Below are 15,378 nucleotides of genomic sequence, written 5' to 3'. Positions count from 1 at the left end.
ATGAAGTTAGCAGAAATATCCATTAAAAGACCATCGCTGGTTATCGTATTATTTACGATACTTACGCTGGGTGGTTTATTAAGTTACTCCATGATGGGGTATGAGTTGATTCCAAAGTTTGAAACCAATATGGTAACCATTTCTACGGTATATCCGGGAGCTTCGCCTGCTGAGGTGGAAACTTCGGTAACCCGAAAAATTGAAGATGCTGTTGGTTCTTTGGAAAACGTGAAAAAAGTAGAATCTTCATCTTACGAAAGTTTATCGGTTATTATGGTGCAGCTGAATACCGGTGCCGATGTAAACTATGCTTTGAATGATGCACAGAGAAAAGTAAATGCTATTTTGGCAGATCTTCCCGACGATGCAGATCCTCCTTCTTTGCAAAAGTTCTCATTGGATGATCTTCCGATCATGACTTTGAGTATTTCCAGTAATAACCTGAATAATAAAGATCTTTATGATCTTTTAGATAAAAAAATAGAGCCTATTTTTTCCCGTGTAAACGGTGTTGCTCAGGTAGACCTTGTAGGTGGGCAGGAAAGAGAAATTCAGGTAAGTTTAGATGAAAAGAAAATGCAGGGATATGGTCTTGCCATCGCAGATGTACAGCAGGCAATTCTTTCTTCAAATCTGGATTTCCCAACGGGAGCTTTGAAAACAAGAACTTCAAGATCTACGATCAGACTTTCCGGAAAGTATAAAAATGTTGCTGAAATGAATAATCTTGTAGTTTCCAATAAAGATGGAGCTCAGGTTCGTTTATCTGATATTGCAACCGTTTTTGATACACAGAAAGATGTGGAGAAAGTTGCAAGATATAACCAGAATTCAACGATTTTACTTCAGGTTAAAAAACAATCTGATGCCAATGCGGTTTCAGTTTCGGAACTAGTGAAGAAAACAATCGCTGATGTTCAGAACAATTATAAAGCCCAGGCGATTAAAATAAATATTGTAGATGATACAACAGACTTTACGCTTGAAGCTGCAGACCATGTAATTTTCGATTTATTCTTAGCAATTATCCTGGTAGCAGTGGTAATGTTACTGTTCCTTCATAACATCAGAAACGCGTTTATCGTTATGGTTTCTATTCCGATGTCATTGATTGCAACGGTGATTGGAATGTATCTTATGGGATATACCTTAAACCTGATGAGTTTACTTGGACTTTCATTAGTTGTTGGTATTCTTGTGGATGATGCAATTGTAGTTTTGGAGAACGTTTATCGTCACATGGAGATGGGGAAAAGCAGAATTCGTGCGGCATACGATGGTGCTTCGGAAATTGGATTTACCGTAACGGCGATTACATTGGTAATTGTAGTGGTATTCTTACCGATTGCAATGAGCTCAGGATTGGTTGCTGATATCCTGGCACAGTTCTGCGTTACCGTAGTTATTGCGACAATGTTTTCGTTACTGGCATCATTTACCATTATTCCTTGGTTATCTTCAAGATATGGTAAATTGGTACACCTTTCAGGTAAAAATCCTTTTGAGAAGTTTATTCTTTGGTTCGAAAAGCAATTGGAAAAATTCACACACTGGATCACAGGAATTTTAGAATGGTGTTTGAAAACGACATTAAGAAGAGTAATGACGGTTATTGTAACATTTATTATTTTGATCTCTTCATTTATGTTGGTTGCATTTGGATTTATCGGAGGTGAATTCTTCCCTAAAATGGATAGAGGACAGTTCCTTGTTCAGATGGAATTACCAAAAGATGCTTCTGTAGAAAAAACCAACCAGATTACTCTTGCTGTTGAAAAATATCTGAGAGAAGACAAAGATGTTGTAGATATGATCACAACAGTTGGTCAGCAGTCATCAGGTTTTGGTGGAGCACAGGCAACATTGTACCAGTCAGAGATTCAGGTGATTTTGGTAGATAAATCTGAGCGTAATGAGAGCACAGATATCAAATCCGCAAGAATCAAGAGAGCTTTAGAAGAAAAATTCACAGGAGTTGAATTTAAAACAGCACCAATTGGATTAATGGGAGCAGACAATGCACCAATTGAAATGGTAGTGACGGCTCAGGATAACGAAACAGCAAATAAAGAGGCAAACAGAATTCTTGAGTTGCTTAAAAAAGTTCCTGGTTCTGTAGATGCAGAATTATCAACTGACTCTGGAAGCCCTGAAGTACAGGTGAATATCGACAGAGATAAAATGGCTTCTTTAGGCTTAAATCTTTCTAGTGTAGGACAAACAATGCAAACTGCATTTAACGGAAATACAGACGGAAAATTCAGAGCCGGAGAATATGAATATGATATTAATATCCGTTTTGGTGACGCGAACAGAAAATCTATTGAAGATGTAAGAAATCTTATGTTTACCAATCCTAAAGGAGAACAGGTAAGACTGAGCCAGTTTGCAGAAGTAAAAATGGGTTCAGGACCAAGTTTATTGGAACGTAGAGATAAAGCACCTTCTGTAAAGGTAAAGTCTAAAGTGGTAGGCCGTCCTGTAGGGGATGTTGCCAATGAATGGGCTGCTAAATTTATGGATAACGAAAAGACTAAACCGGCAGGAGTAAGCTACATCTGGAGTGGTGATATGGAAAACCAGACTGAAGGTTTCGGTACTTTAGGGATTGCATTAATGGCTGCTATTGTATTGGTTTATCTGGTAATGGTTTCATTATATGACTCATTTGTATATCCTTTCGTGGTATTATTTTCTATTCCTCTGGCATTGATCGGGGTAATGGTTATTCTTGCCATCACAGGAAATTCATTAAACATATTTACGATGCTGGGGATGATCATGTTGATTGGTTTGGTAGCGAAGAACGCAATTATGATTGTCGACTTTGCAAATATGAGGAAAGAGGCTGGTGCAAGTACGCATGATGCTTTGATCCAGGCAAACCACGCACGTCTTCGTCCGATCTTGATGACTACTATCGCGATGATCTTCGGTATGATCCCAATTGCAATTGCAAAAGGTGCCGGAGCAGAAATGAACAATGGATTAGCCTGGGTAATTATCGGTGGTTTGACATCGTCATTATTCCTGACTCTAATTATTGTACCGGTAGTTTATTCAATATTTGACTCTATCTTAAGAAGAATGGGCAAACATGAAAAAGTGGATTATGAAGCTGAAATGAAAGCTGAATATGAACACAAAGAACTAAGTGAAGACGGTTACACACCGAAACACGTAGACTAAAATATAACAACCTTTAAGTAACCAAAAGCGCCTCAGATTTTCTGAGGCGCTTTTATTTATAATTGAGAAAAAGTAAATCTGCGTATAAATTCATTATGAATTCTAAATACATTAGAAGGCATATCTAAAATATATTCTTTATCAGACAAAGTTTTAAATAACTCGTTTTTTAAAATTTCTAATTCATTAGGCCCTAAAATAATTTGGAAATAGTTTTTAAATTTTTCAAAATTATTTTGCTCTTTATTTATGAAAGTTTCAAAAGAAGATACTAATTTTTTATACTTACCGAGAGGTAGTGCAATTAGAAATAATACTGCCGTAATTTCTTGATTATGAAAAATATTTGAAGATTCAAATTCTCCATGGGCTTTAATAATTCTATAAGTATTAACAAACCTTTTAATACATCTTGGGTTACTTCCTATAATTTCTGACATATTCTGCATTAACTCAACTTCAGTATCTGTTAATACTAAGCTTTCTGGTTCAAACTCATTATTTTCTAAGATTTCTGAATTATTGTTTTCAGTTTGATCCTTTGTATCAAAATCACGATAAATTATTTGTTCTGATTTTTTTTCACTACTATCGTCTTTGATTGAAACATTGATGTTCTTAGGTATTAAAATTTGATTTAGTTCTGCTGGTTTTTTAGCTGTTATATTGTCTTGCGCAAGATTAAGAATCATATCTTTGACATTAGTATCTTTTGCTTCTTTTAAATGAAAAGGAATTTGAAATATTTTTTCTAAATAATTTGAGACATCAATCGCCTCTCTAGAATGATTTCCATCAAAATGGATCGAATGCTTCTTATATAATGAATTTTTAATCCATCGTGCATCTACACCTACAACTACAACAAAAAGAGGAAATGCCATTAAAAGATTAACCGCTTCTAGAACTTGTACTACGTTTTCTTCTGGACACCTGTCTAAATCATCAATATAAAGTATAATTCTTTCCAAAGGTTTTTTAAACTTGCTTTTAAATTCGTCATTGGACTTATTCGTCTCAAATTCTGTATAGTGTCCAATAAATAAATCATTTAATATTTCAAAATCTTTTCTAATAATAGAAATTAAGCCAAGATGTTTTTGATAGTCACTGCTTTTGGAGCGTTTATCAATAAATGAATAAAGAGTTTCTGTTGTCAGAGAATTGTTTATTCTGAATTCTAAATCAATTTTTACTATTTCAGCTTTTTGTATTTGTTCGTTTATTAAAAGAATTTCAGCTTTGTTTTTTTCAATTTTAAGTTTTAATACTTTTTCCTTTTGTTCAAACTCCATTTTTGCTTCATTAATCTTAGCTTCATAGGTTTCTTTTACTTTCCAAAAAGACGAGACAATAGGTTGAAGTTTATTATATACTGTTTCTCCTCTTTTCCATATTGCACCAATGGTGATTAGTAATGTAAGTGTTGTTTGTGATATAAAAAAGTTGGTTATATTAATTTCGTCTATAAATGCTTTGAGTATAAGAGGAACGATAGCTATTAATATAAGAATTACAAATAGATAGATTATATTAGGGTAAATTTTATCTTTTCGGAAAAATTCTTTTAAAAACGTATATTTTGATTTTGCAACTTCATATGTTTTTTTCGGATCCTTCCAATAACTTTCAGGAACTATTTCCTTTAATTCATTAATACTTTCTTTAAATGAATCATTATTGTTTAGAGACTTACACAATTCTTCTTCAATACTGAATTCTCTATTTATGTTTTTAATAACATCCCAAATAGAGTTAAGTTGGATTTGTTTTATATTATATTTTATTGCTTGTTCTAGATTTCTTCTTTGTAATTTTAATTTGAAAATTTGATCAGATAATAGATTCTTTTCCGTTTTAAGTTGGCTGATTTCACCTTTTGCAATTGATAATTGGGATGTTAGCTTTTCTTCTACCAGTCTTTTTTCTAAACTACTATGAGTGTTACTGGAAATATAAGTATTTAATTCCTCAAAAATTCGTGTAACAATACTTGCCCATAAGTTTGAATCCATATATGACCATGCATTAAAATGAATTTGTACAACTCCTTCACAATAAAAATTATTCCTTATTGATAGATTATTAATTTTTTGTTTTAGCTTTTGCATAAAAAAGCTTTTTCCTGAACCCCATTTACCAAATAGAGCAATCGCTAAAGGTGGTTTGAAGCTTTTTGCTGAAATAACTTTAGCAAATGCATTTATATCCTTTTCAATTTTTAAATAGTCTGTGCCATTGTCAGAGTCACTAATTAATCCTGCGATTTTGTCTTTAATAGGAGCTTCTGTTTTCGGTAATAAAAAATCATTTAGATATGAAGGATTTAGTTGGGCTAAAATCAGTTTAGTCTCTTCTTGTGAAATCTTTTGAATAGTTTTTCTAAGATACCCTAAATGCTCTATGTCAATAGAAATATCTTTGATTTTCCAATCAACAAACATTTTTGTTCCATCTTGTAAATTTTCAGTAACAAGTCCTATTCCTTTTATTTTAAGATAACTAATTCCATTATAAGGAAATGTTGATTTTAATAATATGATATCATTTTTTTTTATTTCTAAAATTGTATCTGAATAACTGTCATCTTCATGACCTTTTTCCCAGATATTGTCGTCATAAAATCTTCGGATCTGATCATTGCCATCCCAAATAGTTCCAGCGACAAAAAAATTAATATTATTTTTTTCAATAAAGTTTAAATGTTTAAAAAGAGGGATATTTAAATTAAATTGTATTTTATCAAAAAGTTCAAATCCTTCATCAGTTTCAGGTATTGATAACAAAAATGTAGTTTCAATTGAAGTTCCTCTTTGAAAGGAATTGATAGCATTAACTGTTGTTGTATATACTTCTTCAAGAGATATTCTATTGTTTTCTTTTCTAGTAATAGGGAAGAAAATTTTTTTTTCTATAAACCAGTATCTAAACTCTTGTAATGTTTCGGTGAGAATTTTCTCAATACTATTTAATGTTACATTATTAGTTTCTCCAGAAGATATGAATATTATTGGTGTTTTATTTTCACCTTCTAGAGTTGCAAATCCAAATTCGTGTAAACTTTCTTTTTGAATATAACTGAGATCGCTCCCTTTATAACCATATCGATCAAGTGTGTTTAAAGTAAAAACGGATAAAGGGCCAAGGTGGTCGATGGGGAGTATTGCAATATCTCCTTCATTTGGGTTTATGTTTATCCGAGTCAGATAATTAAATTCTATAGATGGTAAGATTGATGGCATTATAGTTTTTAGCTAAAATAAAGTTATTTTGACAGGCTACATTACGGAAAGCCATAATTATTTATAATACAAAAAAAGACTCCCAGAATAAACCGAAAGTCTTCAAATATTGTAATGTGAAAAAATTAATCTGCCATAGCCTCACCAGACTTTCTGTAGATAAAGTTTCCATAGATATGTCTTCTTGCAAAACGGCTTGGTGAATCAGCGTTGACCATTTTGATGTAGGTATTTCTTGGAACTCCCATATACTCATACATGTTTCCATTCAAATGTTGAACAGTCAAAATCGATTTCTCAAGATAGAAATCCTGAATGTTAGATTTTGTAGTCGTTTCTGTGTATTCTTCTTTATATTTATCCTGCGTTTCAGAATTAATACTTACCAAAAAGTGATACGCTTCAATCACAGACTTGCTTTTTTCTTCAGCTTCTGTTTTTCCGGCTTCATCATTAATGAATTTATCAGGATGTGTATCTTTCATCACATTTCTGTAAATAGTCTTTAATTCTTTTAAAGTAACATTTTTATCTACCCCAAGAAGTGTTCTGTGCTCACCAATTTTTTTCATATTCTAACCCTTATTTTCGGGGTGCAAAATTAAGCAATTAAATTTAAAAAACCATAACTTATTCATTATTAATTTATTTGGTGGGCTATAATGTGAAAAATTACCCTGTGTACAGACCTGTAGAATTTGTATAGTCAACCCTTACAGTTAATTAAACCCTGAATACAGATTTTTATTAAGTTTAAAATAAATAAATCCGTTCTTAAAATCAATGATGGTGTTGAATCTTTTTAAAAACTGATTACCAAAAAATCCTGCCATTTTTTCCGTAGCATCAATTCCTTCTGTGGAGCCGGAAAGGGTTATCGGGAGGTTATAAAGATATTTGTGAGCGAATTTCACAGCCGGACAGAGAACAACAGGCATTTCATACACAGAACCATCAGAACCTCTTGCTGTAGCTTTTCCTATGGTTTTCATAGTTTTGGACAAAGCATTGTTTTTCGCAAAAGGAGATGCAATAGTAAGTGCATCATCAGCTCCGCTGTCGAGTCCAAAAAGTCCTGAATATTCTTTATCATTTATGACAATACTGCTTTCTACAGCAGGGTAGTTGTCGACCATATGCAGTTTCATCTTTTCATATCCCGTCAAATCAATGGACAGATCATTTTCTTCATAAAACCGGATTTCATTTTTAGGATAATCAATTTCAATGATTTTTCCTTTCATCAGGTCTGTTCCGAAAACCCCGTCAAAATTGGCAGAACCATAGGGAATAAGAGTAAACTGTACATCATTTTTCTGAATGCTTCCAAACTGCACCGTATTGTGACTGCTGTAATCGACGGTATTTACTCCGTTTGAGCCTTTGTTTTCAGACTGTCCATCAATAGTAAGTGATACTTTTTTCTTTGCAGTGATATTGATGACAGAACCATCGGCACCTGTATCAAACAGGAACTTTATACTGTCAGTCTTATTGACTTTACAATAGATATAAACGGAATTGTTTTCCAGAGAAAAAGGAAGGATAGTGGGTGGTTTTTGAGCTGATATTGCTATAGAAAATAACAAGGTCAGAAAAATAACAATGAGTTTCATGGAATTAGTTTTTTACGCAGACGAAAATAATTTTAATCGTCGCTTCCACAAAGAAATAACAAGCTGTTAACCCTCTTTTAACCGTTTCTTAACCGTTCTCAATAAAAAGATCAGCAAATAAAAAACAGTACCCAATCTGAGTACTGCCATTATATTTTTTAATAATTAAATCTTTCAATTTTTGAATCAATATTATGGTTCATCACAAGTTCTTTTCAGCTTTGTAAAGATCTTATCAAAATCCTTGTAAGAGGTTACCTCATCTTCACGTTTCTGTCTGAAACTGCTGTTGGCACAGTTGTGAAATCCAAGACCAATAAGGTCTATCAACGCATAATCTTCTTTCTGCGGATCATTCATTTTGGCATCAAATCTCGCCATTACCCCTTTCGGATCAGCATTATTCTTACTCTTAAGCTCTGTGTAGTTTTTCCATGCGACAAACATCTTTTCTCTATCCGGAGAGGATATTGCATCAATCTGTTCTCTGCAGGTATTGTAATATTTACTGTTTCTAAGGGTGGAAGGATCAGAATAAGCAAGGATTTCTTCTTTATTCAACTGATATTCATTTTCAAAAGAATCAATGGTCTCTTCCATCAATTTTTTCCATCTTGGAAGATCAATAACTTTAATGCTGTATAATTCCTTTTTCTTTTCCTCATACTGCTTTTCAAGGTCCTGTAAGTAAGCTTCTCTGTTTTGGCGGATTTCTTCAAGCTGGGAAAGTTTAAAAACAGGTCGGGTATCAAATACAACTCCATTGAATTGGTACAAAAGCTTATTGACTCCGTCTATTTCTTCTTTTTTATATTTAGCCGAATCAAAATACCCTTTATTATCACAATTAAAAGTCTGATAACTGTAGGGTGTCAGATTGTTTGCTTTTGCAGGAGTTTTTTGCCCCCAAATAGTAATGGATAAGGCCAAAGCAAGCCCGATCATCATTTTTTTCATGTACATAACCTGTTGAAAGAATCCGAATTTTCTGAATTTCACTGCAAAATTAAGGCTTTAAATCCAAAATATAAAGGAATAAATAGATTTTCTCAATTGATTTTGCGAATTTTATATGGATTTTGTACTTCTATTTTTTTATTTTAAAAATTGTAGTCCATCAAATCTTTAAAAATGAATAGTAAAAGGCTGATGTAGAGGAACATTTGTTAATGATAATTGCTCACTTCAATAAGATTTTGATCCGGATCACGGAAATAAACCGATTTTATTTTACCAGTAGCTCCGGTTCTGTCTACAATGCCTTCAATGATTTTTATATTTTTCAGCTTTAGTTCTTCCATCACCCCATGAATATCTGTCTGTGCAATAAAGCAAAGATCAGCAGAACCACAGGTTGGAGTCTGTGCTTTAGGTTCAAATTCATGTCCTTTCTGATGCAGATTTATCTTTTGATTTCCAAAGATGAGTGCCTTTCTGTTTTCTCCAAAAACGACTGCCTCAAATCCCATGACATATGTATAGAATGCAATCGTTTTATCAATGTCTGCCACAGTTAAAACAAGATGGTCAAGGTTTTTAATTTCCATAAATTATTTTTTAAGCATCAATTCTGATCAAAAATAAAGATATTTATAGGTCTGTTCTTCCGTTATTGATTGTTTTTTTAGATTTAAAATAATAGATTTACATGAATTAACACAAAACCATGATATATTATTTTTTTCTTCTTTTTATTATCGCTCTTTTTGGAGGAATCGCTTATCTGATAATGCGTTTTTTCAGTAAATGGACTAAGAATAGTAAGTATGAATTGATTTTTAATACATTAATATTTATCGGATCATTTTTTCTGGTATCATTTCTCAGTCTTTGTATTTTTTTTTCTACCGTTGATTTTTCCAGGTAATCCTGTATTTTTTCTGATCATTACATAAGCAATACAAAGGTTGATCAAAAGGGCAGCCCATACATTCAGTCCGTAAAAAAGCTGGTAATCATGCTGGGTTTCATTATACAAAAAATTTTTAATGATTCTGAAAGTAATTGCTGTTGTGGTTACTGCATAGCTTAACATCATATAATTGCTATGCCTGATAATATTTCCTTTTTTAATAGAAAGTACAGCAGCAACAGTGAAATAGGCCCAAAGAACATCCTGAATCAGAAATCCTGTAATTCCGATAAGACCTCCATTTGAAAACAATCCCAGTACAAAGCATGCCGGAACATTGATGATCAAAATATTGTAAATATATATTTTCCCAATGATCTTATGAAGGTCTCTGTTTTCCGCTAAAAACCGATTAGAAAATTGCGTAAGGCCAGCCAGAAGACAAAGCGTTATAGAAAAAATATGAATGTAGAAAAAAGTCATCCAGTACGGATTGCCAACTACCTGCTGCTTAAAGGCCAGAAATCCGATATTTTTATCAAATGATGTATATTGGGAAATCGTTTTCAGCATTAGAATACTGAAGATCAAAACTGAAAATACAGCTATTACTTTAATGATTTTTATTCCCAACATCTTCATTATTCATGGATTATTGTAGAAAATCTCGTAGATTGGAATTTAATCTTCCAAAACTTCTCTGATCTGTTAAATATACATTTTACTCATCATTTATCATCAATCAACTATCAATGATGTTCTCATTCTACATGATCCCTTTCATCCGTAGGTGCTGCAAAAGCATAATCGTTTTGGCATCTTTAACTTCCCCGGTATCAATCATAGTAAGACTTTCCTCAAAAGGTAATTCCAGAACCTCTATATTTTCACCTTCCTCTTCCAGTCCGCCACCGTCCGTTATTTTCATTTCATTTGAATATTCTGCAATAAAAAAATGAAGGATTTCCGTAACAGATCCGGGAGACATATAAGCTTCAAATACCTTTTCAACTTTGGAAATTTTATACCCCGTTTCTTCTTCTGTTTCCCGTTTTATACAATCTTCCGGGTTGTCATTATCCAAAAGCCCTGCACAGGCTTCAATAAGCATTCCTGTTTCATTGCCATTGATATAAGTCGGCAGCCGAAATTGTCTGGTTAGAATAACCGTGTCTGAAAGTTTGTTGTAAAGAAGAATAACCGCTCCGTTTCCACGGTCGTAAGCCTCTCTGCTCTGAGTTTCTGTAGTTCTGTCCTTTTTTAAAACAGAATAGGTGACTTTGTTTAAAGTATACCAGTTGTCTGAAAGGACTTCGGTATGAAGGATGGTTATATCAGGGTTTTGCATAAGGAATATCTTCTATGTTATAATAAATGGTCAGACCTCTTTCTTTGGCTATTCTTACATCCTCATCAGCTCCTTTTGAAGCTCCTTCTATACGAAGCACTGCATCACATTTTTCAAGAAGGGCATGAGCTACCGGATACTGTATTTCCTGCCAGGCTTCATCACCTATTTGGGTAGAACCGGCAAGATGGATCAATGGCAGCGCAACCCATTCTCCGATAATAGGAATGTGCCCCTTTCTGAAAATAGGAAGAGCAACAGCTTCAAGATTGTGAAGATTCTGCTGGATAAGCTGCGGATCATCGTTCGTTCCGCTGCGGTAAGGACCTGCAATAAGTATAAACATAATTTTTTTGGGTAAAGTAACAGAACTTTCAGAATAAAAAAAATAATATAGCTTAAGAGAAACTGTTTTTTTGTTTGGATTTTATAAGGCTTAAAAATTCGGGAGTGATCCCTAAATAAGAAGCAATTTGCTTTTGTTTGATACGCTTTACCGCTTCAGGATATTTCTGAAGAAAATTATAATAGCGTTCTTCTGCCGGTAAAGAAAGATTTTCAATCGTCCGGAGCTGTTCTCTGATGTAGGCGTTTTGCATCATGATCCGGAAAAAGCGTTCAAATTTCGGTATCTGGTGATAAAGTTCATCCAGATGATCTTTTTGAAGCTGCAAAATACAGCTTTCTTCTAATGCTTCAATATTCAGCATCGCAGGTTTCTTATTGATAAAACAATACATATCCGTGATCCACCAGTCTGGAACAGCAAACATGATTGTAGATTCTTTTCCTGTAGTATCTATATGAAAAGCTCTCAAAATTCCTGTCTGAACAAAATTGATCTCTTTACAGACTTGCTGCTGTTGCAAAATCAATTCTTTCTTGGTTACCTTTTTTTCTTTTAACAGAGACAGAAAATAAGACTGCTCCTGATTGGTGAGCGAAATATGCCTGGAAATGTTTTTTAGAATTAAAATTTCTTCCCCCATTCTGTTATTGCTTCTTTAATAGATTTTCTAAAGCCTCATTCAGGTCCGGAAACTTAAAATGAAATTCGGCATTCTGGATTTTCTGTGAAGAAGCTCTGGAACCTTCCAGTATAGCCGTAGCTAGTTCTCCGAAGATTAGTTTTAATACAAATCCTGGAACATTGGGCATGAATAAAGGTTTTTTAAGTATTTTGGCAATCTTTTTTGTAATATCTTTATTAGTGGCATGTTGGGGAGAAACAGCATTATAAGCTCCATTCATTGCTGAGCTTTTTAAAGCTAGCTCATAAATAGAACAAATATCTTCAACATGAATCCATGGCATATATTGCTGGCCACTTCCTAAAGGCGATCCTATATAATATTGAATAGGAGGTATCATTTTCTTTAAGGCCCCGTCTTTTTCGGAAAGTACAACAGCCGTTCGTATTTTAACCACTCTTTCTGCCAGATCCTGTTCTTTGAAATCATCTGCAGCCCTTTCCCATAAAACCACAACTTCACTTAAAAAATCATTGCCGGGAGGATCACTTTCAGTGTAAATCTTTTCCGAAGTTTCAGTACCATAAAAATTAATTCCTGAAGCTGAAATAAAAGACTTAAGCTTGAGTTTATTTTTTCTTAAAGCAGTTCGAAGTAATTCCGCTGAATCAACACGGCTCGAGATCAATTCTCTTTTTCTTTCAGGTGTCCAGCGCTTTTCTGAAATGTTGGCACCAGCAAGATGAATAATGTGAGAAACATTTTCCAAAGCTGTCTCATCTATATTTCCTTTTCTGATATCCCATTCATATTCATGATCATGTTCTTTTTTTCGGGTCAGAAATCTGATTTCATATTCTTTGCCTATCTTTTTGGCCAGTTCTTTGGCGATCATACCACTGGCTCCGGTGATCAGAACAACTTCTTTCATACTATTTTATTTAAGGTGTGTGGGTTATGCCTGATTCTTTACAATCAGTACAAAATCATCTTCCAGAAGTTTATAGCCGTAATCATAAATAAACTTGTATTCAGAACCGTTTTTATAAACCTTCAGATTGGTGAAATAATCAAAATCAAAACCTAAGCCATCCAGTCTGGACCTGGCTACTTTTGTTTTACCATCAGTATTAATTTCCATCAGGATTCGGTAGTTTTTGCGGAGTTTGTTGTTCACATTCCGCATCAGGTTGTTAGAATCCTTATTTTGCTTATTGTTATAGGCGTTTCGGCAGGCGTCGTTGCAAAACTTTTTATCAGACCTTCCGATGATTTTTTCGCCACATTCCAGACAATTCATCTTTTTATTTTTTTATTTTGTGGGGATGTGCATGTCTTTTTCTTAACAGTCTCATGAACCTGCTGTGGGTAGGATAACTTCTGTTAGGAGTAATATTATTAAAAAACAAAGCTACAAGCAGCAGAATGATACATCCCGAAAGAACAGGGGAAATTACATACCAATATCCCAATTCCGGAATTTTACCGGTAGAGCTTACGGCAATGAGCGCAGTAGCACCACCTGGCGGATGCAGGGTTTTGGTGTACTGCATCAATACTATAGAAAAAGCTACCGCCAAAGGAGCAGAAAGCCAGATAATATCCGGAACAAACTGATAGACGGTAACCCCTACCAATGCAGACAGTACATGTCCCCCTACAAGATTTCTGGGTTGTGCCAGCGGGCTCTGTATGGCTCCATAAATCAGAACACTTGAAGCCCCAAAAGAACCGATCAGGAATATATTCTCAGTTTCCGTTAACGAATGAGACTGGATAAATGCAATGATTCCAATTCCGAAAAATGCACCCAAAAATGACCAGAAATGTTCTTTGTAATCAACAAGCGTTTCTTTATAGATTACATACTTGGAAACTCTGAATGTTCTTTTTATAGTCTTCTTCATTTAGTCTTCTTTATTTTTTATAATTTGAATTAAATTTTCTACAAATGGGCGGGTATACGTTCCGTTTTCATCATAATCAGGATCTAAAATAGTAATCTCTATCCCAAAACACAATGGACTTTCAAATAAAGGCTTCAGCATTTCTCTGAGATCATCATAGCTAATTCCGTCTTCCATTCTGCTGTCTACGGCCGGCATTATTTCATCTTTCAGAATATCCACATCAAAATGAATGAAAAAGCCATCCAAATCTTTATCATTCACCATTTTCAGAAAGTCTTCAGCAGTTTTCCTGAAACCATTCTCTCTGAGACGGTAAAGATCATAGTAATGAATATTGGAATTGACGATTTGATTAACATATTCATAATCATCTGTTTCTGCATTTCCGCAGCAGAAAATATTTTCCTCAGATAAATAAGGTTTTAAACCATCAATATTGGTCAGTTTCTCATGTCCGGTTCCGGTAATGATGGCGAGATCCATACCTGCTGCACCTCCGGTTTCTGAAAGTTCAGGAGGGATAAAATCGGTATGGCCGTCAAGATAAAAGAGCCCGAAGTTTCCCAGTTTTTTCAAAGCGACAGCATTTCCAATCAGGATGCTGCAGTCACCGCCCAGGATAATATTGAATGTATTCTCTTCGTAATTCTTAAGAATATAATCAGACTGTTTTTTGGCATATTCAATAATGGGATCTGCATTTCTGACATTTGACTCCTCATCAAAGTCCATGGAATATTCCGGAGCATCAAGCCTGAAAACGTTTTGAGGAGCAATTCTGCTATGAAAATCAAATTTCCTGAGCCAGTCCGGAAGTTTTCGAACCCCGGGTTCTGTCTCATGTTCCTTTTTTGTAAGTCCCAAATTGAGAGGAAACTCAAAAATATTGATATTCCTTTTCATAGATGAATTTTAACAAAGATACGGAAATATCCGTTTGTAAATGGATAGGATTTGAATGAGAAAAAGAAAGTCAGAATAGAATTTTTCTATTCTGACTTCAATATGTTTAGTTTATGCTTTCTATTTTTTCAGTCTTTCGATTTCCTCTTTTAGAAGTCCAATATATTCCTGCATTGTTAATGATCTCTATGCTTAATTCATTGTTGATATTTGTAACGTTGCTCATGCATTTTCCAATGTTTTTTTAAGAGAGAAAAATATTTTGGGATATAGTTTTCTATCATATAATTTTTTCTTTAAAAGTAATGTTTACTGTCTTTTGCTCATGATAAATACTGCTTTTTACA

General features: G+C 34.0%; 14 protein-coding genes. 1 reads left to right on the top strand and 13 read right to left on the bottom strand.

The features are described from left to right. On the top strand, nucleotides 1-3,189 hold the full coding sequence (locus tag KYG33_RS05260; protein WP_219072800.1) for an efflux RND transporter permease subunit: 3,189 nt from the start codon (nucleotides 1-3) through the stop codon (nucleotides 3,187-3,189). A 56-nt stretch (nucleotides 3,190-3,245) separates the two neighbouring features. Here KYG33_RS05260 and KYG33_RS05255 read toward each other — a convergent pair whose 3' ends face one another. The 13 genes from KYG33_RS05255 to KYG33_RS05195 form a co-directional block, all read right to left on the bottom strand. Continuing rightward, a complete protein-coding gene (locus KYG33_RS05255; RefSeq protein WP_219072799.1) occupies nucleotides 3,246-6,431 on the bottom strand; it encodes a P-loop NTPase fold protein in 3,186 nt (1,061 codons plus the stop codon). Between the two features lie 125 nt (nucleotides 6,432-6,556). Further along, the gene (locus tag KYG33_RS05250) at nucleotides 6,557-7,003 is read right to left on the bottom strand and encodes a KTSC domain-containing protein (RefSeq protein WP_047385336.1); all 447 of its coding nucleotides are present in this window, start codon (nucleotides 7,001-7,003) and stop codon (nucleotides 6,557-6,559) included. A 147-nt stretch (nucleotides 7,004-7,150) separates the two neighbouring features. Then, nucleotides 7,151-8,047: a retropepsin-like aspartic protease gene (locus KYG33_RS05245; RefSeq protein ID WP_219072798.1), complete on the bottom strand. Its 897-nt coding sequence runs from the start codon at nucleotides 8,045-8,047 to the stop codon at nucleotides 7,151-7,153. A gap of 192 nt (nucleotides 8,048-8,239) precedes the next feature. Beyond that, complete coding sequence (locus tag KYG33_RS05240; protein WP_257468934.1) at nucleotides 8,240-9,046, bottom strand: hypothetical protein; 807 nt, start codon at nucleotides 9,044-9,046, stop codon at nucleotides 8,240-8,242. Nucleotides 9,047-9,213: 167 nt separating this feature from the next. Then, nucleotides 9,214-9,594, bottom strand: a complete 381-nt coding sequence (locus KYG33_RS05235; protein ID WP_180563890.1) for a VOC family protein — start codon at nucleotides 9,592-9,594, stop codon at nucleotides 9,214-9,216. Nucleotides 9,595-9,863: 269 nt separating this feature from the next. After that, nucleotides 9,864-10,535, bottom strand: a complete 672-nt coding sequence (locus tag KYG33_RS05230) for a DUF2306 domain-containing protein (protein ID WP_180563889.1) — start codon at nucleotides 10,533-10,535, stop codon at nucleotides 9,864-9,866. A 130-nt stretch (nucleotides 10,536-10,665) separates the two neighbouring features. After that, complete coding sequence (gene nudK, locus KYG33_RS05225; RefSeq protein WP_077416849.1) at nucleotides 10,666-11,247, bottom strand: GDP-mannose pyrophosphatase NudK; 582 nt, start codon at nucleotides 11,245-11,247, stop codon at nucleotides 10,666-10,668. Beyond that, entirely contained in the window at nucleotides 11,234-11,593 is a 360-nt protein-coding gene (locus tag KYG33_RS05220) for a DUF4406 domain-containing protein (RefSeq protein ID WP_219072797.1), read from the bottom strand. Before KYG33_RS05220 ends, nudK begins: the two co-directional genes overlap by 14 nt. Before the next feature lie 52 nt (nucleotides 11,594-11,645). After that, nucleotides 11,646-12,236 (bottom strand): Crp/Fnr family transcriptional regulator, encoded by a 591-nt coding sequence (locus tag KYG33_RS05215; RefSeq protein WP_219072796.1) that lies wholly within the window; start codon nucleotides 12,234-12,236, stop codon nucleotides 11,646-11,648. Nucleotides 12,237-12,240: 4 nt separating this feature from the next. Next, the gene (locus KYG33_RS05210) at nucleotides 12,241-13,149 is read right to left on the bottom strand and encodes a TIGR01777 family oxidoreductase (RefSeq protein WP_180563887.1); all 909 of its coding nucleotides are present in this window, start codon (nucleotides 13,147-13,149) and stop codon (nucleotides 12,241-12,243) included. 24 nt (nucleotides 13,150-13,173) lie between these two features. Further along, nucleotides 13,174-13,518: a hypothetical protein gene (locus KYG33_RS05205; protein WP_047374313.1), complete on the bottom strand. Its 345-nt coding sequence runs from the start codon at nucleotides 13,516-13,518 to the stop codon at nucleotides 13,174-13,176. A gap of 4 nt (nucleotides 13,519-13,522) precedes the next feature. Next, nucleotides 13,523-14,125: an HPP family protein gene (locus KYG33_RS05200; RefSeq protein WP_047385329.1), complete on the bottom strand. Its 603-nt coding sequence runs from the start codon at nucleotides 14,123-14,125 to the stop codon at nucleotides 13,523-13,525. Continuing rightward, nucleotides 14,126-15,031, bottom strand: a complete 906-nt coding sequence (locus KYG33_RS05195) for an arginase family protein (protein ID WP_077416857.1) — start codon at nucleotides 15,029-15,031, stop codon at nucleotides 14,126-14,128. Nucleotides 15,032-15,378: the final 347 nt, after the last annotated feature.

Source organism: Chryseobacterium sp. D764 (assembly GCF_019317325.1).
Taxonomy (GTDB): Bacteria; Bacteroidota; Bacteroidia; order Flavobacteriales; family Weeksellaceae; genus Chryseobacterium.
The sequence above is the reverse complement of the archived record's forward strand: the minus strand, read 5'-3'. Positions and strand labels throughout refer to the sequence as shown.

Coding starts and splice junctions, on each gene's coding strand:
- KYG33_RS05215 (WP_219072796.1), bottom strand. CDS start 12,236: ATGGGGGAAGAAATTTTAATTCTAAAAAACATTTCCAGGCATATTTCG.
- KYG33_RS05220 (WP_219072797.1), bottom strand. CDS start 11,593: ATGTTTATACTTATTGCAGGTCCTTACCGCAGCGGAACGAACGATGAT.
- KYG33_RS05255 (WP_219072799.1), bottom strand. CDS start 6,431: ATGCCATCAATCTTACCATCTATAGAATTTAATTATCTGACTCGGATA.
- KYG33_RS05195 (WP_077416857.1), bottom strand. CDS start 15,031: ATGAAAAGGAATATCAATATTTTTGAGTTTCCTCTCAATTTGGGACTT.
- nudK (WP_077416849.1), bottom strand. CDS start 11,247: ATGCAAAACCCTGATATAACCATCCTTCATACCGAAGTCCTTTCAGAC.
- KYG33_RS05200 (WP_047385329.1), bottom strand. CDS start 14,125: ATGAAGAAGACTATAAAAAGAACATTCAGAGTTTCCAAGTATGTAATC.
- KYG33_RS05245 (WP_219072798.1), bottom strand. CDS start 8,047: ATGAAACTCATTGTTATTTTTCTGACCTTGTTATTTTCTATAGCAATA.
- KYG33_RS05205 (WP_047374313.1), bottom strand. CDS start 13,518: ATGAATTGTCTGGAATGTGGCGAAAAAATCATCGGAAGGTCTGATAAA.
- KYG33_RS05230 (WP_180563889.1), bottom strand. CDS start 10,535: ATGTTGGGAATAAAAATCATTAAAGTAATAGCTGTATTTTCAGTTTTG.
- KYG33_RS05250 (WP_047385336.1), bottom strand. CDS start 7,003: ATGAAAAAAATTGGTGAGCACAGAACACTTCTTGGGGTAGATAAAAAT.
- KYG33_RS05260 (WP_219072800.1), top strand. CDS start 1: ATGAAGTTAGCAGAAATATCCATTAAAAGACCATCGCTGGTTATCGTA.
- KYG33_RS05210 (WP_180563887.1), bottom strand. CDS start 13,149: ATGAAAGAAGTTGTTCTGATCACCGGAGCCAGTGGTATGATCGCCAAA.
- KYG33_RS05235 (WP_180563890.1), bottom strand. CDS start 9,594: ATGGAAATTAAAAACCTTGACCATCTTGTTTTAACTGTGGCAGACATT.